A 23284-nucleotide genomic window follows, 5' to 3' on the forward strand; every position below is an offset into this window, starting at 1 on the left:
CCGGCACCGCCGCGGCGATCCGCCGGCGACCGAGCCAGCTTCGAGGAGTCACATGAGGGCCGGATAGCATCTGGCCTCGATGGACACCGAAGCACAGCCTGTGGAGCGCGACCGCTCCTCCCGCCCTTCCGCTTCCGAGGAGACCTCGGACACAGCGGGGCCGGAGGGCCGGTCGCTTTCTGCGTTCCCGGACCGGATCGCCGAGTGGCTCCCCGGGGGCCGGATCACCCTGACCGTGCTGGTCTGTCTGGTGTTTCTCCTGCTGGTCAGCCGCTTCGTGATGCAGCCGTTCCAGATTCCCAGCGGCTCCATGGAGTCAGGATTGAGGATCGGGGACCGCGTTCTCGTAAATAAGTTGGCGTACCGTTTCGGTTCCGAGCCGCAGCGGGGCGATGTCGTCGTGTTCGACGGCACCGGTTATTTCGGGAACGCCGACTACGTCAAACGCGTCGTCGGAGTAGGGGGAGACCACGTGGTCTGCTGCGACAAGGAGGGGAGACTCGAAGTGAACGGCCGATCGGTCGACGAGTCGACATTTCTCTACCGGGGCGACAGTCCGTCCGAGGCGCCCTTCGACATCGTCGTGCCCGAGCGGTCCCTGTTCCTTCTGGGCGATCACCGCAGTCGCTCCCGCGACTCCCGTGACCATCTGGGCTCGCCCGGCGGCGGCATGGTCCCCGTCGGTGACGTCATCGGCAGAGCCGACTGGATCGCCTGGCCCGCGGGCCACTGGACCCGGGTGACGCGACCCGCCGCCGGAGGTGCCCGTGGGTAACCGCGGACGGGCGCGCGGGGTCTCCGCCGAGGCCGCCGACAACCTTCTGCCCACCGGATCCCGCCGCGCCTCCGGAGGCGCGGCCCGGCCGAGCCGGGTCGAGCGGCGCAAGCTCGCGCGCAAGATCAAGCGGCGCAGGCGCCGGTCGGCGGTCAAGGAGATACCGCTGCTCGTCGGCGTCGCCGTGCTGATAGCCCTGGTCCTCAAGACCTTCCTGGTCCAGGCCTTCGTGATTCCGTCGGGCTCGATGGAGAACACGATCCAGATCGGTGACCGCGTCCTGGTGGACAAGTTCACCCCGTGGTTCGGATCCGAGCCCAAGCGCGGTGACGTCGTCGTCTTCAAGGACCCCGGTGGCTGGCTCACCGCGGAGGACACCAAGAAGACGGCCGACCCCGTGGGCGTTAAGCAGTTCAAACAGGGTCTGACCTTCATCGGTCTGCTGCCGTCCGACAACGAGAAGGACCTCATCAAACGGGTCGTCGGAGTCGGCGGCGACACGGTCAAGTGCTGCGACGCGCAGGGCCGGGTCACGGTGAACGGCACCCCCCTGAGCGAGCCGTACATCTACGCCGGTGACAAACCGTCGGAGTTCGCCTTCGAGGTGAAGGTGCCCGCGGGCCGGCTGTTCGTGCTCGGTGACCACCGCGGAAACTCGGCGGACTCCCGCTACCACCGCACCGACAAGTTCAGTGGCACGGTCTCCCAGGAGTCCGTCGTGGGCCGGGCGATGCTCATCGGATGGCCCATCGGTCACTGGACCCGTCTGCAGGAGCCGACCACCTTCTCGACGGTGGCCGACGCGCCTGGAGGGTCGACCTCCGCTCTGACTCTGTCGCATAGGGTGGCCCCTGCGGAACCAGACGGATTGATCCCGCTCCCGAGCCCTGCGGAACTCCCGCTCGTTATGGGAGTGGTGGGCCTGCGCCGAATACGGCGCAGGCGGCGGCACGGAGTGAGGAGTGGATGTGGGGGATGTGGCGGTCGGCGCACGGTCCGGACACGATGGTCCCGAAGGTCAGCCGGAGCGACCCGACGATGCGGCTGCCCCTGCCGTAGAGGGAGGATCGGGTTCGGGGACCGGTTCCGAGGACGCGGACGCCTCGACCGGGACCGCGGAGCGGAACCCGAAGTCGACGAAGCAGCGATCCTTCTGGAAGGAACTGCCGATCCTGATCGGCATCGCCCTGGTTCTCGCACTGCTCATCAAGACGTTCCTGGTGCAGGCGTTCTCGATTCCGTCGGACTCGATGCAGAACACCCTCCAGCAGGGTGACCGCGTCCTGGTCGACAAACTGACTCCGTGGTTCGGCTCGGAGCCGGAGCGCGGCGAGGTCGTCGTCTTCCACGACCCGGACAACTGGCTGGCGGGCGAGCCCACGGCCGACCCGAACGCCGTGCAGACGTTCCTCAGCTGGATCGGCCTGATGCCGTCCGCCGAGGAGAAGGACCTCATCAAGCGGGTCATCGGCGTCGGCGGCGACACGATCCAGTGCAAGGGCACCGGCCCGCTGATGGTCAACGGCAAGGCGCTGAACGAGGACTCCTACGTGTACGCGGGCAACACCCCGTGCAGCCAGGACGAGGACGGCGGGCAGTTCAAGGTCAAGGTCCCCAAGGGCATGATCTGGGTGATGGGCGACCACCGCCAGAACTCGCGGGACTCGCGCTACAACCAGACGGACAAGCACCACGGCATGGTGCCCGTGAACGATGTCGTCGGCCGTGCCATCGTCAAGGCCTGGCCCATCAACCGCTGGGGCACCCTTCCGGTCCCGGACACCTTCGACCAGCCCGGCCTGAACGACCAGGCGGCCGCGGCGATCACGTCGCCGGGTTCCGTGGCCCTCCTGGGCGCGGTGCCGCTCGCGCTGGTGCGACGCCGGCGCAAGGCGTCCAAGGACGACTGAGACACGTCTCGGCCTTCGGGGCCGGTCGCTGCGGATTCCCTCCGGAGCGGCCGGCCCCGCTCGTTTCCGTGGCGGACGGGCGGACGGGCGGACGGGTAGGCGGGTTGTTGCCGTCCGTCCGGCCGCCACGGGTCGCGCGGATCGGTGCCCGGCCGGTGATCGTGGTCCCGGACAGGGGCTGACCCCGGACCGTACCCCCGGGTAGGGTGCGGACCCATGGGTGGCGAGAGCGCAACACGTACGGCCCCGCGCAGCGGTGGCGCAGGCAAGGGCCCGGTGGGCAGCAAGGCCGGACAGCGGTTGTCCGGGGCCGCTGTCGCGCTGGGCCTGGTGCTGTTCCTGGTCGGATTCGGCTGGGGAGCGCTGGCCTACGTGCCGTACACCGTTCCCACGAGTTCGATGGCGCCGACGATCGACATGGGCGACCGGGTGCTGGCGCAGCGCATCGACGGGAGCGAAGTCCGCCGAGGTGACGTCGTCGTCTTCGACGACAAGACCTGGGTCACCGGCTCGTCCGTGGTCAAGCGCGTGGTCGCCGTCGGCGGTGACACGGTCGCCTGCTGCACCGAGGGCAGACTGACCGTCAACGGCAAGCAGATCGAGGAAGCGTATCTGCCCGAGGGCAGCCTCGCCGAGATCACGGACTTCCCGACGGTGAAGGTCCCGAAGGGACGGCTGTTCCTGCTCGGCGACGAGCGTCAGGGTTCCCTGGACTCCACCGCCCATCTGACGGACGCGGCCGGCGGCACCGTGGCGCGCGGCACCGTGAAGGCCCGGGTCGACGCCGTCGTCTGGCCCATGGAGGGCCTGCTCGCGCGCCCCACCGGCTTCGAGACCCTCGGCGCGCTGTCCCGGCCGGGACCGCTCCACCTGATCGTCGCCATGGTGATCGCAGGTGCCGTGCTCGTGCTGGGCGGCGCCGCGTACGGACCGATCGCCAAGCGGGCGGGCCGGTCCCGGGCGCGCACGGAGTCCGCCGGTGCCCGCTGAGGCGCCGGACCGGGGTGAGGGCCCGCACCGGGACGGGTTGCGCAAGGTCGCCCGGGTCGTGCTGCTCGACCCGCGGGACCGTGTACTCCTGCTGCACGGTCATGAACCGGACGATCCCTCCGACGACTGGTGGTTCACGCCGGGCGGCGGCCTGGAGGGCGACGAGACGAGGGAACAGGCCGCTCTGCGGGAACTCGTGGAGGAGACCGGCGTCACCGAGGTCGAACTGGGCCCGGTGCTGTGGCGGCGGACCTGCTCGTTCCCGTTCGCGGGGCGGCGCTGGGACCAGGACGAGTGGTACTTCCTGGCCCGTACGACCCAGACGGTCACGGCGCCCACGGCCCTGACCGACCTGGAGCGCCGCAGCGTCGCCGGAGCGCGCTGGTGGACGTGCCGGGAACTGACCGAGGCACATGAGACGGTGTATCCGACCAAGCTCGCCGAGTTGCTGCGCAGGGTGCTCGACGAGGGTCCTCCGGCCACACCCGAAGTCCTCGACACGGAAATCGTCTAGGGGCTCTCGGGGCTGGCGCACAATAGGGGGACGCACGGCTGAAGGGGAACATGCCATGAGCGCCGAGGACCTCGAGAAGTACGAGACCGAGATGGAGCTGAAGCTCTATCGGGAGTATCGCGATGTCGTCGGTCTGTTCAAATATGTGATCGAGACCGAACGGCGCTTCTACCTCACCAATGACTACGAGATGCAGGTGCACTCGGTCCAGGGTGAGGTGTTTTTCGAGGTGTCCATGGCGGATGCCTGGGTGTGGGACATGTATCGCCCCGCCCGCTTCGTGAAGCAGGTACGCGTCCTCACGTTCAAGGACGTGAACATCGAGGAGCTGAACAAGAACGACCTGGAGCTGCCGGGCGGCTGAGTCCCGGACGGCTGACCGAGTCGCGGACGGCCGGTCCACGGTGGACGGCCGGGGGCCGCCGGTCCGGTGCCGACGGTCCCGGGGGAAGCCGGGACCGCCGGGATCCGGGGCCGGCGGCCTCCGTCGTCCCCCGGCGGCGGGCGGTGGTCGTGCCGTGGCTCGCACGGGTGACGGGGATCTCCACAGTCACCCGCTCGTCCACCAAGATCCAACAGCTGGGTGACGGGGCCTCAGTGTCGGTGCCGGAGGTGGTGCCGACATGAAGACATCCGAGGCACGCAAGGCGCTGGGCGCCTACGGCGAGGACCTGGCCGCACGACGGCTGACCGAGACCGGCATGACGGTCCTGGCGCGCAACTGGCGCAGTGGCAGGACCGGCGAGATCGACATCGTGGCCCGGGACGGCGACGCGCTCGTCGTCTGCGAGGTCAAGACCCGCAGGACCGGCGCGTTCCAGCACCCGATGGCGGCCGTCGCGCCGGCGAAGGCCCGACGCCTGCGCGGCCTGGCCGAACGCTGGCTCGAGGAACACGGCGGAGCCCCGCCGGGCGGCGTCCGGATCGACCTGATCGGCGTCGTCCTGCCCGAGCGAGGCGCGCCCGTGGTCGAGCACGCGCGGGGGGTGGCCTGATGGGGTTCGCGCGTACGTGCTCGGTGGCACTGGTGGGCGTGGAGGGCGTCGTCGTCGAGGTCCAGGCGGACCTGGAGCCGGGCATCGCGGCCTTCACGCTGGTCGGGCTCCCCGACAAGAGCCTGACGGAGAGTCGGGACCGGGTCAGGGCCGCGATGGTCAACTCCGGTGCGGCCTGGCCCCAGAAGAAGCTGACGGTGGGGCTGAGCCCGGCCTCGGTGCCCAAGAGCGGTTCGGGTTTCGACCTCGCCGTCGCCTGCGCGGTGCTGGGCGCCTCCGAGCGGCTCGATCCCCGCGTGCTCTGCGACATCGTGATGATCGGGGAGCTGGGACTCGACGGCAGGGTGCGGCCGGTCCGGGGCATCCTGCCGGCCGTCCTCGCCGCGGCGGCCGCCGGGTATGAACAGGTGGTGGTGCCGGAGTGCGCGGCGGCCGAGGCCTCGCTGGTGCCGGGGGTCTCCGTGCTCGGGATCCGCAGCCTGCGCCAGCTGATCGCGGTCCTCGCGGACGAACCGGTGCCCGAGGAGGACCCGGCCGAGCAGGGCCGCCCGGACCCGCTGCTGGCCGGCCTGCGCATGCCCGGTACGGGCGAGGCCACCGGACTGTGCGCCGGTGCCGTGCCCGAACGCGACCGGGACGATCTCGGTGACGTCGTCGGCCAGATGTCGGCCCGTACCGCGATGGAGGTGGCGGCGGCCGGGGGGCACCACGTATTCCTCCAAGGACCCCCGGGCGCGGGAAAGACGATGCTGGCCGAGCGGATGCCGTCGCTCATGCCGCGTCTGTCCCGGCAGGAATCCCTGGAGGTGACGGCGATCCACTCCGTCGCCGGCCTGCTGCCACCCGGCAAACCGATGGTGGACGTCGCTCCCTACTGCGCACCCCACCACTCCGCGACCATGCAGTCGCTCGTCGGCGGGGGCAAGGGCCTCGCACGGCCCGGCGCGGTGTCCCTCTCACACCGTGGTGTCCTCTTCCTGGACGAGGCGCCGGAATTCAGTGGATTCGTTCTGGATGCCTTGCGACAACCGCTCGAAGCGGGGCACGTGGTGATCGCGCGCAGCGCCGGAGTCGTACGGTTCCCCGCGAAATTCCTGCTGGTGCTGGCCGCCAACCCCTGCCCCTGCGGGCGTTTCAGCACGACGAACGACTTCTGCGAGTGTCCGCCGTCCGCCATCCGCCGCTACCAGGCGAGGCTCTCCGGACCGCTGCTCGACCGGATCGACCTACGGGTCGAGGTCGAACCCGTCACCCGGGCCGAACTCACCGCACGCGGTGCTCGGGGCGAGTCGACGAGAACGGTCGCGGACCGGGTGAGCGCCGCCCGCGAGCGGGCCGCCGCCCGTCTGGCGGGAACCCCCTGGCTCACCAACGGCGAGGTGCCCGGCCGCGAGCTGCGCGGCCGCTGGCAGGCCCGGTCCGGCGCGATGGACGAGGCCGAGCGGAGCCTGGAGCGCGGGCTGCTGACGGCCCGTGGGCTGGACCGGGTGCTCCGCGTCGCGTGGACGGTCGCGGACCTGGCGGGACACGACAGGCCGGACGCCGGGGACGTCGCGCTGGCACTCCAGTTGCGCACCGGCATCCCGCGCGGGGTGCCGATGGCGATCGGCTCGCCGGCATGACGGACGACGAGCGCACGGCCCGCGTCACGCTCTCCAGGGTGGTGGAACCGGGCGACGAGGTCTGCGGACGCTGGATTCGAGAGGTCGGGGCCGTGGCGGCCGTCCGCTGGCTGTACGGCCACGAGGGGCAGCCGCGAGGCATGACCGACAGGCGATGGGCCGGGCTGCGGGCCCGGGCCGGTCGGGCGGATCCGGAGCGGGACCTCGCCCTCGCGCGGGACGCGGGGGTGCGGTTCGTCTGCCCCGGTGGAGTCGAGTGGCCGGCCCAGCTCGACGATCTGGGGGACGCCCGGCCGGTCGGACTGTGGGTGCGGGGCAGGGTGTCCCTGCGGATGTGGGCGCTGCGCTCCGTCGCCCTCGTCGGCGCCCGGGCCTGCACCGAGTACGGCGCGCACATGGCGGCCACCCTCGCCGCCGGGCTCGCGGAGCGGGGCTGGGTCGTGGTCTCCGGCGGCGCGTACGGGATCGACGGCGCCGCGCACCGGGGCGCCCTCGGGGCGGGCGGCGCCACCGTCGCCGTGCTTGCCTGCGGTGTCGACCGGCCCTATCCGCGCGGACACACCCAGCTGATCACGAGGATCGCGGAACAGGGACTCGTGGTGGGGGAATTGCCGCCGGGCGAGCACCCGACGCCGAGCAGATTCATCCTTCGCAACCGGGTCGTCGCCGCGCTCACCCGGGGGACCGTCGTCGTCGAGGCGGCATACCGCAGCGGAGCTCTCGTCACGGCCCGCGCGGCACAGCGTCTGGGCCGGTTCACGATGGGCGTCCCGGGACCCGCCACCAGCGGACTGTCGGCCGGGGTGCACGAACTGCTCCGGGGTGAGGCCGTCCTGGTCTCCGACGCGGCGGAGGTCGTCGAACTGATCGGTGACATGGGTGAGCTGGCACCGGACCGGCGCGGCCCCGTTCTGCCGCGCGACCTGCTGCACCCGGCCGCGGGGCGCGTCCTGGCCGCCCTGCCCGCCGGGGGCTGCGCGGCGGGTGAGGAGATCGCCCGGAGAGCGGCGACCACCACGGACGACGCGGTCGGGAGACTGTACGAACTCCGAGCACTTGGTTTCGTCGAACGACACGGCGACGGCTGGAAGTTGACACGCCAGGCGATGACCTCCGTCCGCGGAGATCGGGAGCGCTGCTGACCGAGCGTGTTCGGCCGTCCGGGGGAACGCCGACACCCTTGGGAATACCAGCACTTGGCGACTCCCGGCGGTCACGCAGGGCAACCGGCGCGACTCCGGGGGGCGCCCCGGGGAAAGGTTTCGCGTGCGGGTGACAGCCCGCCCTTCGCACACTGCGACAGCCCAGTCACGCTACGCTCACAAGAATCCGAAGCAGGCACGCGATCTCGGCATGGCGCCGACAGGACGACCAGGCACTCACGGTTCACGGCAGAACGGCACAAGGCGACGAATGCCCCAGCACACCTCCGGGTCCGACCGGACGGCGATTCCGCCAGCCGCCCGCGACGGCGGCAGCGTGCGCCCGCCCGCGCCCTCGACGCTCGACGAGCTGTGGCGGTCGTACAAGTCGACCGGTGACGAGCGGTTGCGCGAGCAGCTGATCCTGCACTACTCACCCTTGGTGAAGTACGTCGCGGGCCGGGTCAGCGTGGGGCTGCCGGCCAATGTCGAACAGGCGGACTTCGTCTCGTCGGGAGTCTTCGGGCTGATCGACGCGATCGAGAAGTTCGACATCGAGCGGGAGATCAAGTTCGAGACGTACGCGATCACCCGCATCCGCGGCGCGATGATCGACGAACTGCGGGCGCTGGACTGGATCCCACGGTCGGTGCGGCAGAAGGCGCGCAACGTGGAGCGCGCCTACGCGACGCTGGAGGCAAGGCTGCGGCGTACCCCCTCGGAGGGCGAGGTCGCCGCCGAGATGGGCATCGCCGTGGAGGAACTCCACGCGGTGTTCAGCCAGTTGTCGCTGGCCAACGTGGTCGCGCTGGAGGAACTCCTGCACGCCGGCGGCGAGGGCGGCGACCGGCTGAGCCTGATGGACACGCTGGAGGACACCGCCGCCGACAATCCGGTCGAGGTTGCCGAGGACCGGGAGCTGAGACGGCTGCTGGCCCGGGCGATCAACACGTTGCCCGACCGGGAGAAGACCGTGGTCACGCTCTACTACTACGAAGGGCTCACCCTCGCCGAGATCGGCAACGTGCTCGGGGTGACCGAGAGCCGGGTGAGTCAGATCCACACCAAGTCGGTGCTGCAGCTGCGCGCCAAGCTGGCCAGCTTCGGGCGCTGACCGGGCGGTCCGTGGCACCGGGCCCCGCCACGGTGTCACCGCCGCGCTGGCCGGCGCCACCGAGGTCGGCTCGGCGGAGTGACTCCCTTCCGCGGCGGTGCGTCCGTACAGTGGTTGACGTGCCAAGGATTCGAGCGGCCTCCGTGGCCGAGCACCGGTCGATGCAGCGAGCCGCCCTGCTGGACGCGGCGCGGTCCCTGTTGTCCGAGGGCGGGACGGAGGCGCTGACCTTTCCGGCGCTCGCCGAGCGGACCGGGCTCGCGCGTTCCTCCGTGTACGAGTACTTCCGGTCGAGGGCGGCCGTCGTGGAGGAACTGTGCGAGGTCGACTTCCCCGTCTGGGCGGCCGAGGTCTCCGCCGCGATGGCCGCGGCGGACGGCCCCGAGGGGAAGGTCGAGGCGTACGTACGGCAGCAGCTGGCCCTGGTCGGCGACCGGCGCCACCGGGCCGTGGTCGCCATCTCCGCCAGCGAACTCGACGCGGGTGCCCGGGAGAAGATCCGCGCCGCGCACGGCGGGCTGGTCACCATGATCGGTGAGGCGCTCGGCGCGATGGGCCACACCGAGCCGCGGCTGGCCGCGATGCTCCTGCAGGGCGTGGTCGACGCCGCGGTGCGGCGCATCGAGCTGGGTGCCGCCGAGGATCCCCCCGCGATCACGGAGGCGGCCGTCGCGATGGCCCTGCGAGGCGTTCGCGGCTGAGCCGGTTCCATCGAGCCGGAGCCAACCGGCCACCAGCCTTGTGGCCCCTTGGCCCCTTGGCTCTTCGGCCCTGTCGTCCTGGAGTCTGTTGCTCTCCCGGGTCCCGGCCCGAGCGTCCCGGCCCGTGGTTCCGGTTTCCAGGGCGGGGTCAGGGGAGTGCGCCCCTTCCGCTGAGCGGCAGCAGGCGGGAGGGGCCCCTGCTCAGGAGCCACGGCGGGAGCAGGGGCAGCGGGTTCAGGTAGGTCCCGCCCCTGAGCAGTCCCCAGTGCAGGCAGGAAGCCGAACCGCAGTGGCCGACCGGCGCCTCCAGGGTGCCCAGCACTCCGCCCGCGAGGACCTCGTCGCCCTTGCGCACCGATGCCCGCACGGGACCGTACGTCGTCCGCAGCGGGGGTGCTCCCGTACCCGACAGCTCCACCGAGACGACCCCGCGGCCCGCGACCCGGCCCGCGAACGACACCCGGCCGGGTGCCACGGAGCGGACCGGGGCGCCGGGGACGGCCGCGAGGTCGACGCCACGATGTCCGCGGGAGTAGGCCGTCGCCGGAGGTTCCCAGCCCCGTACGACGGAAGGACGGACGCCCACGGGCCAGGTGCGGGCGAGTGCCGGGACGAGGGGATCGGCCGCCGGTGGAGCGGTCGGATCGCTCGCCGGCGGTTCGGGCGGATCGGCCGAGGGCGCGGCAGGCGGGCCGGGGGACGGAGGGACAGGCGGCACGGGTGGGCCGGGCGATGGCGGAGGGGTCCGGCCGGGTGACGGCCGGGCGGGGTCGGACGATGCGGGGCCGGCCGGGTCGGTCCGGGCGGCCCCGGGCCCGATGGCGGGGCCCGCTCCGGGTGGACGAGCAGGTCCGGCTTCCGGTGCAGCCGCAAGGACGAGTGCTGCCGCAGCCGCTGCCGAGGACGGGGGCGCGAGGCCGCTTCCCCAGGACGGGGCCGGGGCGGCCGGGTGGGCCAGGGCCGAGGGGATCAGGGCGCCCAGGGCCGTCAGGACGGTCAGCGTCAGACCCGGCAGGGGGCACGGCCACGTACGGACACAACGGTTCATTCGCATGCGAGAACCGTCCCGCGTCGAACGGATCACGGCCGGGATCTGTGGAGTACCGGCCGGTTGTGGACAGCGGCGTCACCCGGCCCCTCTCGGGTCCCGTACACTTCTGATGGCGATCCGGGTCACCGGGTCGACTTCGCACGCCCCGGCATCTGGTCCTCACGAACCGGTGTCAGCGCCTCTCGGTCCTTTGTGGCAAGGCGCATCGCGGGCGTCAGGAGCGAGTGCCGTCCGGCACACGCGGTACAACCGAGAAACCGAGGAGAACGGCCATGGCCGTCGTCACGATGCGGGAGCTGCTGGAAAGCGGCGTCCACTTCGGTCACCAGACCCGTCGTTGGAACCCGAAGATGAAGCGCTTCATCTTCACGGAGCGCAACGGCATCTACATCATCGACCTGCTCCAGTCGCTGTCGTACATCGACCGCGCCTACGAGTTCGTCAAGGAGACCGTCGCCCACGGCGGCACGGTCATGTTCGTCGGCACGAAGAAGCAGGCGCAGGAGGCCATCGCCGAGCAGGCCACCCGCGTCGGCATGCCTTACGTCAACCAGCGCTGGCTGGGCGGCATGCTCACCAACTTCTCCACCGTCTACAAGCGTCTGCAGCGCCTCAAGGAGCTCGAGCAGATCGACTTCGAGGACGTCGCGGCCTCCGGTCTCACCAAGAAGGAGCTTCTCGTGCTGTCGCGCGAGAAGGCCAAGCTGGAGAAGACCCTCGGTGGTATCCGCGAGATGCAGAAGGTGCCCAGCGCCGTCTGGATCGTGGACACCAAGAAGGAGCACATCGCGGTCGGCGAGGCCCGGAAGCTCAACATCCCGGTCGTCGCCATCCTCGACACCAACTGTGACCCCGACGAGGTCGACTACAAGATCCCGGGCAACGACGACGCGATCCGCTCCGTCACCCTGCTCACCCGCGTGATCGCCGACGCCGTCGCCGAGGGACTCATCTCCCGCTCCGGCGCCGGCAAGGCCGCGGGTGACAAGGCCGCGGGCGAGCCGCTCGCCGCGTGGGAGCGTGACCTGCTCGAGGGCGAGAAGAAGGCCGACGACGCCGAGGTGCAGACCTCCGCCGAGACGGAGAAGGTCGCCGACGCCGAGCAGGCCGAGGTTCCGGCCGCCGAGGCCGAGGTCGCCGAGGCGCCTGCCGCCGAGGCCCCCGCCGCCGAGGCCGAGCAGGCCTGACCCCTCACCCCTTCGGGTTTGTGAACGGCGGGGGCCCCAAAGCCCCCGCCGTTCGTCCCGTAGATCTTCAGACTTCGAGAGAGACTCCAGGAATCATGGCGAACTACACCGCCGCTGACGTCAAGAAGCTCCGTGAGCTCACCGGCGCCGGCATGATGGACTGCAAGAAGGCGCTGGACGAGGCCGACGGCAACGTCGACAAGGCCGTCGAGGCGCTGCGGATCAAGGGCCAGAAGGGCGTCGCCAAGCGCGAGGGCCGCTCCGCCGAGAACGGCGCCGTGGTCTCCATCATCGCTGACGACAACACCTCCGGTGTCCTGGTCGAGCTGAAGTGCGAGACGGACTTCGTCGCCAAGGGTGAGAAGTTCCAGGCCGTCGCCAACGAGATCGCCCAGCACGTCGTCAAGACGTCCCCGGCGGACATCGCGGCGCTCCTCGGCTCCGAGATCGAGCCCGGCAAGACGGTTCAGGCGTTCGTCGACGAGGCCAACGCCAACCTGGGCGAGAAGATCGTCCTGGACCGCTTCGCCCAGTTCTCCGGCGCCTTCGTGGCTTCGTACATGCACCGCACCATGCCCGACCTGCCCCCGCAGATCGGTGTTCTGGTCGAGCTGGACAAGGCCGACGCCGACCTCGCCAAGGGCATCGCGCAGCACATCGCCGCCTTCGCGCCGAAGTACCTCTCCAAGGAGGACGTTCCGGCCGAGGTCGTCGAGACCGAGCGTCGCGTCGCCGAGGAGACCACCCGCGCCGAGGGCAAGCCCGAGGCCGCCCTCCCGAAGATCGTCGAGGGTCGCGTCAACGGCTTCTTCAAGGAGGCCACTCTCCTCGGCCAGCCGTACGCGCTCGACAACAAGAAGTCCGTCCAGAAGGTTCTGGACGAGGCCGGTGTCACCCTGAAGCGCTTCTCGCGCATCAAGGTCGGCATCTGAGTCCGTACCGCGATCGACGCTCGGCCCCTATAGGGTCGACAGCAGTCGTCCGCGTGCGCCGGCATCCACGTGTGTGTGCCGGACGACAGCAGATCTGACGAGGAGGCCATTGCCGAGCATGGGATGCGAACAACACCCCACCGGCAGTGGCCTTCTTCGTATGTGCGACACGTAAAGAGGCGAGATCTCCATGACCACCACCCAGGCCGACAAGGGCGAGAAGAGCGACGACGGCAAAGGCGCGGGGCGCTTTCTGCTGAAGCTTTCCGGCGAGGCGTTCGCCGGTGGCGGCGGACTGGGCGTCGACCCCGACGTGGTGCACAAGATCGCCCGCGAGATCGCGGCCGTCGTGCGCGGCGGTGCCCAGATCGCCGTCGTCATCGGCGGCGGCAACTTCTTCCGCGGTGCCGAACTCCAGCAGCGCGGCATGGACCGCGCCCGCTCCGACTACATGGGCATGCTCGGCACGGTCATGAACTGCCTCGCTCTCCAGGACTTCCTGGAGAAGGAGGGCATCGACAGCCGTGTCCAGACCGCCATCACCATGGGGCAGGTCGCGGAGCCGTACATCCCGCTGCGCGGCGTACGGCACCTGGAGAAGGGCCGTGTGGTCATCTTCGGCGCCGGCATGGGCATGCCGTATTTCTCGACCGACACCACCGCCGCCCAGCGGGCCCTGGAGATCGACGCCGAGGCACTCCTCATGGGCAAGAACGGTGTGGACGGTGTCTACGACTCCGACCCGAAGACCAACCCCGGAGCGGTCAAGTTCGACTCGCTCGGCTACGGCGAGGTCATCACCCGGGACCTCAAGGTCGCGGACATGACCGCCATCACGCTGTGCCGGGACAACAAGCTGCCGATCCTGGTCTTCGAACTCCTGGCGGAGGGCAATATCGCGCGAGCGGTCAAGGGTGAGAAGATCGGCACACTCGTGGGTGACGAGAGCGGCCGGGCCTGACGGGCGAGGCTTCGGACCGGGTACGAGTCCCGGTCCGGGACGGACCCCGACCGGGGGATGGACAATGCCCTGCCGGTCCGGAACCGTGCAGTAATAAGACGCGACGCAGCCGGCCGCCGGCCCCGACGGGGAATCGGCAGCCGGGCCTACTCAAGACACGCAGGAGCAAGTGGTGATCGAAGAGACCCTCCTCGAGGCCGAGGAGAAGATGGAGAAGGCCGTCGTGGTCGCCAAGGAGGACTTCGCCGCGATCCGCACAGGCCGTGCGCACCCGGCGATGTTCAACAAGATCGTGGCCGACTACTACGGCGCGTTGACGCCGATCAACCAGTTGGCCTCGTTCTCCGTGCCGGAGCCGCGCATGGCCGTGGTGACCCCGTTCGACAAGAGCGCGCTGCGCAACATCGAGCAGGCGATCCGCGATTCCGACCTGGGCGTCAACCCCAGCAACGACGGCAACATCATCCGTGTGACGTTCCCCGAGCTCACGGAAGAGCGCCGCAAGGACTACATCAAGGTCGCGCGGACCAAGGGCGAGGACGCCAAGGTCTCGATCCGCGCCGTGCGCCGCAAGGCGAAGGACGCCCTCGACAAGCTCGTCAAGGACAAGGAGTCCGGCGAGGACGAGGTCCGCCGTGCGGAGAAGGAACTCGACGACACCACGGCGAAGTACGTCGCCCAGGTGGACGAGCTCCTGAAGCACAAGGAAGCGGAGCTGCTCGAGGTCTGATGAACGACTCTTCCTGGGGGGCGCCGCCACAAGCCGGGTACTGGGGGCCGTCCGAGCAGGGGCCTGTCCAGGGGGCAGCCCCGGCGGGTCCCACGTACGATGCGCATGACGCGCAGCACACTCGGCCCATGCCCACCGTGCCCGACGTACCCGCACATGGCGGAGACCAGGATGACGACGCGGGGACCGCTCGGCCGAGCGGTCCCCCGGTCCGTGACGAGACACCGATGACGGCGCCCTACGGGCATCCGTCGCACAACCCGCAGGAGCCCATGCCCAGCGCCGCCCCCCAGCCCGCACCCGCACCTCAGAAGAAGAGTGCGGGACGCGACCTGGGCGCGGCCATAGGAGTGGGCGTCGGGCTCGGTGCCGTGATCGTCGCGTCGTTGTTCGTCGTCAAGGCCGTCTTCGTCGGAGTGATCGCGGTAGCCGTGGTGGTGGGGCTCTGGGAGCTCACCTCGCGGCTGGAGGAGCGCAAGGGCATCAAGGCGCCCCTCGTGCCGCTGGCACTCGGTGGGGCCGCCATGGTGGTCTCCGGGTACGTGCGCGGTGCCGAGGGTGCCTGGGTGGCCATGGCGCTGACCGCGCTCGCCGTCCTGGTCTGGCGGATGACCGAACCGCCCGAGGGTTACCTCAAGGACGTCACGGCGGGGGTCTTCGCGGCCTTCTACGTGCCGTTCCTGGCGACCTTCGTGGCCATGATGCTCACCGCCGACGACGGCCCGCGTCGCGTGCTGACCTTCCTGCTCCTGACGGTCGTCAGCGACACGGGTGCGTACGCCGTCGGCTGGCGCTTCGGCAAGCACAAGCTGGCCCCGCGGATCAGCCCCGGAAAGACCCGTGAGGGCCTGTTCGGAGCGGTCACCTTCGCGATGGCGGCGGGTGCGCTGTGCATGCAGTACCTGATCGACGACGGCACCTGGTGGCAGGGTCTGATCCTCGGTCTCGCGGTCGCGGTCAGCGCCACGCTCGGTGACCTCGGCGAGTCGATGATCAAGCGGGATCTCGGCATCAAGGACATGGGCACCCTGCTGCCGGGCCACGGCGGCATCATGGACCGTCTGGACTCCTTGCTCCCGACTGCTCCGGTGGTCTGGCTGCTGCTGGTGCTCTTCGTCGGCTCCGGCTGAGCCTTCGCCGGATCCGACGATCGGCCGTCGCGCGCGGTCGTCCGTTCCGCACACGTCCACGACACCACCCCTTCAGGTCACCTGATCACCACACCGTGATCCGTGTGACCGGGAGGGGTGGTGTCGTATTCGTGCGGCCGGCCGTCCTGCCACCGGACCCAGCGAGGGTCGTCCAGGAGCTCCGAGGCGTCCGGCAGGCCCGCCCGGCGCAGGAACTCGACCAGATCGGTGTCGCTGTGGGCGACACCGGCGTTCCGGGCCCGGATGGTCACCCGGCGCCCGCCCGCTCCCGTCGCGCGGTGGACGACTACGGGTGCGCCCGATCCGTCCTCGGGCTGTGCGCGTTCATGATTCACAGGACTCCCAGATCTGTGCCGGGGCGGCATCGGAGCAGCCACGCGCGGACGCTGCGCGGATGCTCCGGACGTGACACTTCTTCGTACGCGCGTTCGATTCTAGGGCTTGGCGTGAGTTTGCGTCAGCATCCTGCTCGTGGCTCGTGGCTCGTGGCTTGTGTCCGCGGCTGTGGCTGCGGCCCCGTCCTTGCCCTGCCCGGGTCCGTGGGGGCGTTCCCGGGGCCCGTGACCGCTCCGGGGTGCTGTTCGGGGTGGCGGCCGTTCGGCGGTGCCAGTTTGGAGGTGTCGGTCCGTCGTGGTCGGCGGTGGTCCGGGCGGGATCCTCGGCGAGGGTTCCTGGTGGCGGGTCCTCGGGCGGCGCCCGCCTGCAAGGCGGCAGACGCGGCAGGGGAGACGCAGGTCACATGGGTGCGTGTCACATCGTGCGGGGTCCGTTCCGTCGAAGAGGTGTAACCACGAACGACGACACAGGGAGCGCACCATGGAAGCTCGGTTGAACCTCTTCGCCAGCCAGGTCGCGGCCAAGTTCAGCAAGCACCTCGCTGCCGCGGGCAAGGCGCTCGCCGACTCGACCGTGCCGGCCGCCACGCAGGAACTGGTGAAGCTTCGCGCCAGCCAGATCAACGGCTGCGGTTTCTGCACGGACATGCACACCAAGGACGCCATCGCGGCGGGTGAGACGTCGGTACGCCTCAACCTGGTCGCCGCCTGGCGGGAGGCCACGGTGTTCACCGACGCCGAGCGAGCCGCCCTGGAGCTGACGGAGCAGGGCACCCGCATCGCCGACGCCGCGGGCGGTGTCACGGACGAGTGCTGGGCGAACGCCGCCAAGTACTACGACGAGGAGCAGCTCGCCGCCCTGGTGTGCTGCATCGCCCTCATCAACGCCTTCAACCGCGGGAACGTCATGGTCCAGCAGCCGGCGGGCGGCTACCAGCCCGGCCAGTTCGCGTAGGAAACGCCCGGCCGGGACCGCCGGTGTCGCGACGGCGGCGCCGGGGTCCGGCCGGGCATGTCGGGGTCCGGCCGGCGCACGTCGTGCTGCGCTGCGGCGAGCCCGCCGACGAGGTGGTGACGGAGCGCATCGATCTGTGAGCGTGTCCGGGGCGGACTGTGACCGATGGGCCGTCTCTGGACCGTGGCATGTTGACCAACGGTGACGAGGGGCATCGGAGGGTGACAAGGCGCTCGCCCATCTGACCTGGGCGGGGCCAAACGATCTGCGACCCTGGAAGGGTTATGCGGAAGCCCGGAGAACTCATAGTGATCTCGTGACAACGGCCCATACCTGCATGTTTGTCGCAGGTAGGGGCCGTTCTGGGAAACTGGGCCGTCTCTGGGCCGTCAATCCAGCGTGATGTCACAGAAGACGCCAGCAGCTGCGCTGACGTGGGGGCCAAACGGTGCACCGACGGCAGCGCAGATGATCGTACCTGCGAGACCGGCGTTCACCCCTTCTTTGACCGCCCCCTTGTCGCAACCCCACCCAAGGGCGGGGTTGCAAGGCAAACCGCTGCCGTGCTCGCGGGTTTTTCCTGCCTCGAACCAGCGCTTCAGGGCGGCCCTTGACTTCGCGCCGAACATTCCGTTCGGCGTGACTGAGACGTATCGGCGCTGGAACGTCTGGACGAGGGCTTGGGTCTGCTTTCCGTACACCCCATCAATCTCAATGGCGGTGGCCTTGGTCCCTACAGCCCAGTTCATCCATGTCTGCAAGCTGGTGATGCATGTCCCGACGGTGCCGAGATACATCACGCCGCACTCGCTCATCTCCAGCGAGATTCGACTCTGTTGCGGAGACGGTACGCCTGTGTCGGCGCTGGCCGGTGCGGCTGCGGTTCCCGTGAACGCGCCGGCAGCCAACAGCATGCCTGCGACACCAATGGCTGGCCCTCGTCGCGTTCGCGACAAGCCCCGGGGTTCTCGTTTCACGGCTTGCTCCCCCTCGTGCATGCTCAGCTGTTCGGCCGATGGAGCCTGATCGGAAGAATCTCCCACAAGGAGGGCGACTTGGTGAGGGCACGTAGCGTGCCGTTAGAAGCGCGATGCATTTAGTGCGCACACCAATGCGCCCTCATGGCGAGACGCCAGTACTACTGATGACTGCCAAGGCCGAATCCACCGCGCGCCGCGTACGTTCGGGTCTGATGCAGGGTTGGGTGACAGGTTGGGTCACGCGGTCTGGAGGGCCGGTCTGATGAGTGACGACCATCGCACGAGCACGGCCACGGTCAAGACGATGCCCCCGGCGGGGGCGTTCCGACTCCGGGACGGAGGGGCGCCGCTGGCGAGTGCCGGCCGAGCGTGGCGTGCGCGGGGAGCTCCCATCCCGTCCACCGCCGACCCAGGCAGAGCCGAGCAGCCGCGGCCCAGGGCGTCAAGGTCGTTCGTGCAGGTGGCGCGCTCCACCTTGACGCCCTGAACCACGCCCGCTCCACGGTGTGTGGGTCGACGGCGGACGGGACGGGAGCTGGGGTGAGTGGTGGGTGCGGATAACGGGAGAGTGCAGCTCAGAAGATCCTCAAGCTTTGCGCCTTGAGTGACCAAAAGACCATGAGACATGGCATGGTCACCCCACATACGGCCACGAGTTCGAGTTCAAAAGCGACTGCGGTCGATCAGCGAGGGAGACGCACATGTTCAGCATGATGCCTTTGGGTGCCCAGATCGCCATAGTGGTCACGCTCTTCGCCGTCTTGGGTCTGACTCTCACTGCGGTTCGCTGGTTCAAAGCACGGAACCGGTAGGACTGGGCCGTCGAAGGGTGCTCAACGACGACCAACGCTGACAATCACCGACAGCTAAGTCGCAGGTCGCAGCGTTGATCGATAACAGGTCCGCAGGTCAGAGATCCGGCCCTTCACTTCTCAAGTTACTTAGTCAGGGGCCGTTCACCTGCGGTGGGTGTGGGATTTGAACCCACGGTGACTCGTGCCACGACGGTTTTCAAGACTGCCCGCCGATAGCAGTCAGTGGCGCAGACCGTACCTGTTGCTCTGGCCCTAGTGATGGGTTTCGTACAGCAGCGAAGTACAGCAACCACGGCGGCCACGGCCGACCGACAGAGGCCTCAGGGACCCGCTCAACCGCCACAGCAACCATCAGCAGCCGCCGTGCCCATAGTTCGCATCGAGGGGCGCGGCGTGGGCGAGAACGTGGTCCGCCGTGCTCAGGAACTGCTCATCTCCCAGGGCGTGCTGGAGGGCCGAGCCGGATCGGGCACATACGTCGCCGAACCCCGGAAGCGGGTGCGGGTGGTCCGTTCATCGGCGCATGAGCAGCCCCAAGGGTCCCCGTTCCGCGCGGACATGAAGGCTCTGGGCAGACAGGGCGAATGGGAGAGCCGGACCGACGCCAAGGTGCCGGCTCCGGCGGAGATCGCAGCCAGACTCGGCGTCGTCGAGGGCGAGCTGTGCGTGCGGACGGTGTACGAGTTCCTCGCCGACGGCAAGCCGGTGCAACTGGCGACGAGTTGGGAGCCGTACTACCTCATGGCCGGCACGCTCATCGTCCTCCCCGAGGGAGGGCCTCACGCGGGTGCCGGGGTCGTGAACCGGATGGCTGCCATCGGTGTCACCGTCAGCCATGCCGTGGAGCAGCCGGAGCCGCGGCAGGCGAGCGCCGAGGAGGCGTCCCTGCTCGGCATTCAGAAGGCCGCGCTCGTCACGCACATCCGGCGGACGTACTACAGCGATCAGGGGCGCCCCGTGGAGACGGCGGACATCGTCGTGCCCGCCGCGCACTGCGAGATCGTCTACGAGATCCCCATCAAGCGGTAACCCACCTCAGCTCCCCAGGTCCGGCCATCCATCCTTGTTGGAGTAGCTCTCGAAGCAGTACCGGGTCGGACGGTCCCACTCCTTCCCGGTGGCGAGTTCGTACGCCTGATCCGGCACGTACAGCAGCCACTCCCCGTCAAACTCGGTGGAGGTGTACGGGGCAAACTTGTCGACGTCGAAAAAGACGCCTTCCCATACGACTCGTCCTGCGGCGACGACAGCGCAACGGGCGTACAGGAACACGTCGGCAGACTGCGGGAAGGGCTCGCCGTTCCGGTCCGCCATGTCGGCAACCGGAAGCGTCCCGAACTTCTCCTGGTCCAAGCGGTAGAGAGCCTCGGCATGACGTTCCGCGAAGCCGACGATGTCGGGGACGGAACGGCGGCTCAGCTCCTCGGCCAGGCGCCGGCAGCTCGCCTCCGTGGCTTCGCCGTTCAGGGTGGCTATCAGCGCCCAGAAGGCGGCCCAGGTCATTGTCACTGGCGCAGGATGCCAGAGCGGTCTGACATCCACGGCTGACATCAACGAGGCCGGACGACGGCATACGCCAGCGCCCCCGCACGACCGCCGGACCTGGCGACGACGGCCCCCGGGGCGGGTGTCGATCGAACTCCTAAAGGGGGTGTACGCCAGACGTAAACGTCCCGGCGTGTGATGCCGCCATGTCATCATCGGGCGATGCTGACCGAGGAGGACGCGCGCCGACTGGTGCTTGCCGAGATCGACGGTGCACGGGGCTGCGTCGAGTACGACCTTCAGATCCTGCGTGTAGAGACATTGCCGTTCGGGTGGATCTTCTACTGGGGGGCGGTCCGGGATGATCAGAGCGGGGCGCGCCCTCGGTTGGGAGGCAACGGTCCCTTCCTGGTGGATCGTGAAAACGAGCGGTTGATCCGAACTGCCACCAGCGTCCCCGTCGCCCAGCAGATCGCCGACTACGAACGGCGGCTACGACGCGAAGCTCACGCCCGGAATCTGGCAGCGAAGCAAGCCGTACAGCGGCGCGGTACCGCAACCCCAGCGACCACCCCCGCCCATCGGCGTCCCTCAGGGACCCCGGAGCGACCGGAATGACCGTCGTTGACCGAACTGGCTAGAGCTACGGATCAGAAGGCTTCTGACATCCACGGTGCCGGACGGAGGCCTACACCAGCATCTCTGTCCGGCCGTCGCACCAGTCGAAAGCGAGGACTTCACCCGCTGGTGGCCAGGTGGAAGAGAGGACGCGGGCGCGGGCCGTAGGGGTAGAGCCATGGGCTCCAGTCACCTTCTTGAAGGTGGGAGATCGCGATGAGCGCGTCGGCGGCGTTCTTGCAGCGTGGGTGGCGTGCCGTGAAGGACGCGATGCGGGGTCGCTGCGTGAGCAGCCAGTCGGCGACGGTTCGCGGGTCGCCGTCGTACCACCACGTGAAATCGAACTCCTCCCACAGGAAATCCGTCCCCCAGCCCAGTGTCAGTCGGACGAGGCCAGCATCCGCGGCGGGGCCGGAGAAGCCGGCGATGTGGTCCAGCCATGGCTCCAGGCCGCCCGTGGCGTGGGCGACGCCTTCCACGAGGTCACGGATGTCCGCCGGGGACCGGCCGCCGGTGAGGGCGAGGGTGAGCAGTGCCCGGAACGCCTGCTCGACCGCGGTGCGCTCGGCGACCGGCCAGCTGATCAGTTCGGCCCCGTACCGGCCGAGACCGCGCAGCTCATGGGACGGGTCGGTGCCAGGGCCTTCCGGGCCCCAGTGACGCAAGGCACGCGGTATGAGGCGGCGCCACAGGACCGGGTACTGGTCCGCGTCCCAGTGATCGACGGCCTTGCCCATGAAGCCTTCGAGGACGTCATCCGGCACATCCCGCGGATCACCGCCGAGGATGCGCAGTTCCGCTTCCGTGAAGCAACGAGTGCACCCCTCCACCGGCCGGTCGAGCTCCGGAGGGGAGGCGAAGATCAGGTCCACCTCGGCGAGGGCGAGCCGCCACATCGTGTACGGGTCGGGGACAGGCTGATCGAGCATGGCGGCTACCTACCGGGACTCCGCACCGTGGGCCGGGCGAAGAGCGTGACGTTACACCGGTTCCCGCCCGGCGGGTACCCGTTTCCCGACGCGGGCGAGGTCAAGATCCGCCTGGCCAGGCCAGGCCAGGCCAGACATGGGCTGCCGGGCCGTCTTTGGGCCGTGAAAGGTTGACCAACGGTGACAGGGGACACCGGAGGGTGACGAGGCGCTCGCCCATCTGACCTGGGCCGGGCCAAACGATCTGCGACACTGGAAGGGTTATGCCGAAGCCCGGAGAACTCACCTTTGTAGCGCCGCGCGGAGCTCAGAAGCCGCCGCGGCACCTTGCCGATCTCACGCCCGCCGAGCGGAAAGAGGCGGTTGCCGCGATCGGCGAGAAGCCGTTTCGTGCCAAGCAGCTCTCTCAGCACTACTTCGCCCGGTACGCGCACGACCCCGACCAGTGGACGGACATCCCGGCCGCCTCGCGCGGCAAGCTCCAGGAGGCGCTGCTTCCCGAGCTGATGACGGTCGTGCGGCATCTGTCGACCGACCAGGAGACCACCCGCAAGACCCTGTGGCGGCTCTTCGACGGCACGCTCGTCGAGTCCGTGCTCATGCGCTACCCGGACCGGGTCACCATGTGCATCAGCTCGCAGGCGGGCTGCGGGATGAACTGCCCGTTCTGCGCCACCGGACAGGCCGGTCTGGACCGGAACCTGTCGACCGGCGAGATCGTGCACCAGATTGTCGACGGCATGCGGGCGCTCCGTGACGGCGAGATCCCCGGCGGCCCGGCGCGGCTGAGCAACATCGTCTTCATGGGCATGGGCGAGCCGCTCGCCAACTACAAGCGGGTGGTCGGTGCGATCCGCGCGCTGACCGACCCCGAGCCGGACGGGCTCGGGCTCTCGCAGCGCGGTATCACGGTGTCGACGGTCGGGCTGGTCCCCGCCATCAACCGGTTCTCCGACGAGGGCTTCAAGTGCCGGCTCGCGATCTCGCTGCACGCGCCGGACGACGAACTGCGCGACACCCTCGTCCCCGTGAACACGCGGTGGAACGTGCGGGAGGTGCTGGACGCCGGATGGGAGTACGCGGCCAAGTCCGGGCGGCGCCTGTCCATCGAGTACGCCCTGATCCGGGACATCAACGACCAGGCGTGGCGTGGTGACCGGCTCGGGCGCATGCTCAAGGGCAAGCCCGTCCATGTCAACCTCATCCCGCTGAACCCGACCCCGGGCTCGAAGTGGACCGCCTCGCGGCCCGAGGACGAGAAGGCGTTCGTCGAGGCGATCGCGGCTCATGGTGTGCCGGTGACCGTCCGGGACACCCGTGGCCAGGAGATCGACGGAGCGTGTGGTCAGCTCGCCGCGACCGAGCGGTAGGCTGAGCCGAGTCAGTAGTTCT

General features: G+C 69.5%; 24 protein-coding genes and 1 pseudogene. 20 read left to right on the top strand and 5 right to left on the bottom strand.

Annotation, left to right across the window (positions count from 1 at the left end; genetic code table 11):
* Positions 1-79 precede the first annotated feature (79 nt).
* The 11 genes and pseudogenes from lepB (ACFYW7_RS32415) (at position 80) to ACFYW7_RS32465 (ending at position 9763) form a co-directional block, all read left to right on the top strand.
* A complete protein-coding gene (gene lepB, locus ACFYW7_RS32415) occupies positions 80-775 on the top strand; it encodes a signal peptidase I (protein ID WP_389508921.1) in 696 nt (231 codons plus the stop codon).
* Between the two features lie 184 nt (positions 776-959).
* A pseudogene (lepB, locus tag ACFYW7_RS32420) lies at positions 960-1466 on the top strand (signal peptidase I); the annotation flags it as partial.
* A gap of 277 nt (positions 1467-1743) precedes the next feature.
* Positions 1744-2685, top strand: a complete 942-nt coding sequence (lepB, locus tag ACFYW7_RS32425; protein WP_389508923.1) for a signal peptidase I — start codon at positions 1744-1746, stop codon at positions 2683-2685.
* A gap of 216 nt (positions 2686-2901) precedes the next feature.
* Positions 2902-3675 carry a signal peptidase I gene (lepB, locus tag ACFYW7_RS32430; RefSeq protein WP_389508925.1) on the top strand — a complete coding sequence of 258 codons (774 nt, stop codon included), beginning with the start codon at positions 2902-2904 and terminating at the stop codon, positions 3673-3675.
* Positions 3665-4189: an NUDIX hydrolase gene (locus ACFYW7_RS32435; protein WP_389508927.1), complete on the top strand. Its 525-nt coding sequence runs from the start codon at positions 3665-3667 to the stop codon at positions 4187-4189. The genes lepB (ACFYW7_RS32430) and ACFYW7_RS32435 overlap by 11 nt, the downstream gene beginning before the upstream one ends.
* Positions 4190-4244: 55 nt before the next feature.
* Complete coding sequence (locus ACFYW7_RS32440; protein ID WP_069765426.1) at positions 4245-4553, top strand: DUF2469 domain-containing protein; 309 nt, start codon at positions 4245-4247, stop codon at positions 4551-4553.
* Positions 4554-4812: 259 nt separating this feature from the next.
* A complete protein-coding gene (locus tag ACFYW7_RS32445; protein WP_389508929.1) occupies positions 4813-5184 on the top strand; it encodes a YraN family protein in 372 nt (123 codons plus the stop codon).
* Positions 5184-6806, top strand: coding sequence for a YifB family Mg chelatase-like AAA ATPase (locus ACFYW7_RS32450; RefSeq protein ID WP_389508931.1), 1623 nt, complete (start codon positions 5184-5186; stop codon positions 6804-6806). Before ACFYW7_RS32445 ends, ACFYW7_RS32450 begins: the two co-directional genes overlap by 1 nt.
* Positions 6803-7948, top strand: coding sequence for a DNA-processing protein DprA (gene dprA / locus ACFYW7_RS32455; RefSeq protein ID WP_389508933.1), 1146 nt, complete (start codon positions 6803-6805; stop codon positions 7946-7948). Before ACFYW7_RS32450 ends, dprA begins: the two co-directional genes overlap by 4 nt.
* Positions 7949-8219: 271 nt before the next feature.
* Complete coding sequence (gene whiG / locus ACFYW7_RS32460) at positions 8220-9062, top strand: RNA polymerase sigma factor WhiG (RefSeq protein WP_389508935.1); 843 nt, start codon at positions 8220-8222, stop codon at positions 9060-9062.
* Between the two features lie 143 nt (positions 9063-9205).
* Positions 9206-9763: a TetR/AcrR family transcriptional regulator gene (locus ACFYW7_RS32465; protein WP_389509135.1), complete on the top strand. Its 558-nt coding sequence runs from the start codon at positions 9206-9208 to the stop codon at positions 9761-9763.
* A 148-nt stretch (positions 9764-9911) separates the two neighbouring features.
* On the opposite strand, the gene ACFYW7_RS32470 is transcribed toward ACFYW7_RS32465, so the two are convergent.
* Entirely contained in the window at positions 9912-10481 is a 570-nt protein-coding gene (locus ACFYW7_RS32470) for a peptidoglycan DD-metalloendopeptidase family protein (RefSeq protein ID WP_389508937.1), read from the bottom strand.
* A gap of 605 nt (positions 10482-11086) precedes the next feature.
* On the opposite strand from ACFYW7_RS32470, the gene rpsB reads away from it, so the two are divergent.
* The 5 genes from rpsB to ACFYW7_RS32495 all read left to right on the top strand — a co-directional run bounded on the left by rpsB (position 11087) and on the right by ACFYW7_RS32495 (position 15754).
* Positions 11087-12001 carry a 30S ribosomal protein S2 gene (gene rpsB, locus ACFYW7_RS32475; protein ID WP_389508939.1) on the top strand — a complete coding sequence of 305 codons (915 nt, stop codon included), beginning with the start codon at positions 11087-11089 and terminating at the stop codon, positions 11999-12001.
* A 95-nt stretch (positions 12002-12096) separates the two neighbouring features.
* Positions 12097-12933: a translation elongation factor Ts gene (tsf, locus tag ACFYW7_RS32480; protein WP_328671750.1), complete on the top strand. Its 837-nt coding sequence runs from the start codon at positions 12097-12099 to the stop codon at positions 12931-12933.
* 190 nt (positions 12934-13123) lie between these two features.
* The gene (gene pyrH, locus ACFYW7_RS32485; protein ID WP_389508942.1) at positions 13124-13894 is read left to right on the top strand and encodes a UMP kinase; all 771 of its coding nucleotides are present in this window, start codon (positions 13124-13126) and stop codon (positions 13892-13894) included.
* Between the two features lie 172 nt (positions 13895-14066).
* The gene (frr, locus tag ACFYW7_RS32490) at positions 14067-14624 is read left to right on the top strand and encodes a ribosome recycling factor (protein ID WP_037625129.1); all 558 of its coding nucleotides are present in this window, start codon (positions 14067-14069) and stop codon (positions 14622-14624) included.
* Complete coding sequence (locus ACFYW7_RS32495; RefSeq protein ID WP_389508944.1) at positions 14624-15754, top strand: phosphatidate cytidylyltransferase; 1131 nt, start codon at positions 14624-14626, stop codon at positions 15752-15754. Before frr ends, ACFYW7_RS32495 begins: the two co-directional genes overlap by 1 nt.
* 77 nt (positions 15755-15831) lie before the next feature.
* On the opposite strand, the gene ACFYW7_RS32500 is transcribed toward ACFYW7_RS32495, so the two are convergent.
* Entirely contained in the window at positions 15832-16110 is a 279-nt protein-coding gene (locus ACFYW7_RS32500; protein ID WP_389508946.1) for a hypothetical protein, read from the bottom strand.
* 481 nt (positions 16111-16591) lie between these two features.
* Between ACFYW7_RS32500 and ACFYW7_RS32505 the strand changes: the two genes are divergently transcribed.
* A complete protein-coding gene (locus ACFYW7_RS32505; protein WP_389508948.1) occupies positions 16592-17065 on the top strand; it encodes a carboxymuconolactone decarboxylase family protein in 474 nt (157 codons plus the stop codon).
* A gap of 389 nt (positions 17066-17454) precedes the next feature.
* Here ACFYW7_RS32505 and ACFYW7_RS32510 read toward each other — a convergent pair whose 3' ends face one another.
* Positions 17455-17979, bottom strand: a complete 525-nt coding sequence (locus ACFYW7_RS32510; protein WP_389508951.1) for a peptidoglycan-binding protein — start codon at positions 17977-17979, stop codon at positions 17455-17457.
* 1244 nt (positions 17980-19223) lie between these two features.
* Here ACFYW7_RS32510 and ACFYW7_RS32515 point away from each other — a divergent pair.
* Complete coding sequence (locus tag ACFYW7_RS32515) at positions 19224-19889, top strand: GntR family transcriptional regulator (RefSeq protein ID WP_389508953.1); 666 nt, start codon at positions 19224-19226, stop codon at positions 19887-19889.
* 6 nt (positions 19890-19895) lie between these two features.
* Here the strand turns inward: ACFYW7_RS32515 and ACFYW7_RS32520 are convergent, their stop codons facing one another.
* Positions 19896-20363, bottom strand: a complete 468-nt coding sequence (locus ACFYW7_RS32520) for a DUF4240 domain-containing protein (protein ID WP_389509137.1) — start codon at positions 20361-20363, stop codon at positions 19896-19898.
* Positions 20364-20567: 204 nt separating this feature from the next.
* Here ACFYW7_RS32520 and ACFYW7_RS32525 point away from each other — a divergent pair, with 204 nt between their 5' ends.
* Positions 20568-20963, top strand: coding sequence for a hypothetical protein (locus tag ACFYW7_RS32525; protein ID WP_389508955.1), 396 nt, complete (start codon positions 20568-20570; stop codon positions 20961-20963).
* 119 nt (positions 20964-21082) lie between these two features.
* On the opposite strand, the gene ACFYW7_RS32530 is transcribed toward ACFYW7_RS32525, so the two are convergent.
* The gene (locus tag ACFYW7_RS32530) at positions 21083-21892 is read right to left on the bottom strand and encodes a hypothetical protein (RefSeq protein ID WP_389508957.1); all 810 of its coding nucleotides are present in this window, start codon (positions 21890-21892) and stop codon (positions 21083-21085) included.
* Positions 21893-22155: 263 nt separating this feature from the next.
* Here ACFYW7_RS32530 and rlmN point away from each other — a divergent pair, with 263 nt between their 5' ends.
* Positions 22156-23262: a 23S rRNA (adenine(2503)-C(2))-methyltransferase RlmN gene (gene rlmN, locus ACFYW7_RS32535; protein WP_389508959.1), complete on the top strand. Its 1107-nt coding sequence runs from the start codon at positions 22156-22158 to the stop codon at positions 23260-23262.
* Positions 23263-23284 lie beyond the last annotated feature (22 nt).

It is taken from the genome of Streptomyces sp. NPDC002580 (genome assembly GCF_042889485.1).
GTDB lineage: Bacteria > Actinomycetota > Actinomycetes > Streptomycetales > Streptomycetaceae > Streptomyces.

Coding starts and splice junctions, on each gene's coding strand:
- lepB (WP_389508921.1), top strand. CDS start 80: ATGGACACCGAAGCACAGCCTGTGGAGCGCGACCGCTCCTCCCGCCCT.
- lepB (WP_389508925.1), top strand. CDS start 2,902: ATGGGTGGCGAGAGCGCAACACGTACGGCCCCGCGCAGCGGTGGCGCA.
- ACFYW7_RS32440 (WP_069765426.1), top strand. CDS start 4,245: ATGAGCGCCGAGGACCTCGAGAAGTACGAGACCGAGATGGAGCTGAAG.
- ACFYW7_RS32445 (WP_389508929.1), top strand. CDS start 4,813: ATGAAGACATCCGAGGCACGCAAGGCGCTGGGCGCCTACGGCGAGGAC.
- ACFYW7_RS32450 (WP_389508931.1), top strand. CDS start 5,184: ATGGGGTTCGCGCGTACGTGCTCGGTGGCACTGGTGGGCGTGGAGGGC.
- dprA (WP_389508933.1), top strand. CDS start 6,803: ATGACGGACGACGAGCGCACGGCCCGCGTCACGCTCTCCAGGGTGGTG.
- whiG (WP_389508935.1), top strand. CDS start 8,220: ATGCCCCAGCACACCTCCGGGTCCGACCGGACGGCGATTCCGCCAGCC.
- rpsB (WP_389508939.1), top strand. CDS start 11,087: ATGGCCGTCGTCACGATGCGGGAGCTGCTGGAAAGCGGCGTCCACTTC.
- tsf (WP_328671750.1), top strand. CDS start 12,097: ATGGCGAACTACACCGCCGCTGACGTCAAGAAGCTCCGTGAGCTCACC.
- pyrH (WP_389508942.1), top strand. CDS start 13,124: ATGACCACCACCCAGGCCGACAAGGGCGAGAAGAGCGACGACGGCAAA.
- ACFYW7_RS32495 (WP_389508944.1), top strand. CDS start 14,624: ATGAACGACTCTTCCTGGGGGGCGCCGCCACAAGCCGGGTACTGGGGG.
- ACFYW7_RS32505 (WP_389508948.1), top strand. CDS start 16,592: ATGGAAGCTCGGTTGAACCTCTTCGCCAGCCAGGTCGCGGCCAAGTTC.
- ACFYW7_RS32510 (WP_389508951.1), bottom strand. CDS start 17,979: ATGCTGTTGGCTGCCGGCGCGTTCACGGGAACCGCAGCCGCACCGGCC.
- ACFYW7_RS32520 (WP_389509137.1), bottom strand. CDS start 20,363: ATGACCTGGGCCGCCTTCTGGGCGCTGATAGCCACCCTGAACGGCGAA.
- ACFYW7_RS32525 (WP_389508955.1), top strand. CDS start 20,568: ATGCTGACCGAGGAGGACGCGCGCCGACTGGTGCTTGCCGAGATCGAC.
- ACFYW7_RS32530 (WP_389508957.1), bottom strand. CDS start 21,892: ATGCTCGATCAGCCTGTCCCCGACCCGTACACGATGTGGCGGCTCGCC.
- rlmN (WP_389508959.1), top strand. CDS start 22,156: ATGCCGAAGCCCGGAGAACTCACCTTTGTAGCGCCGCGCGGAGCTCAG.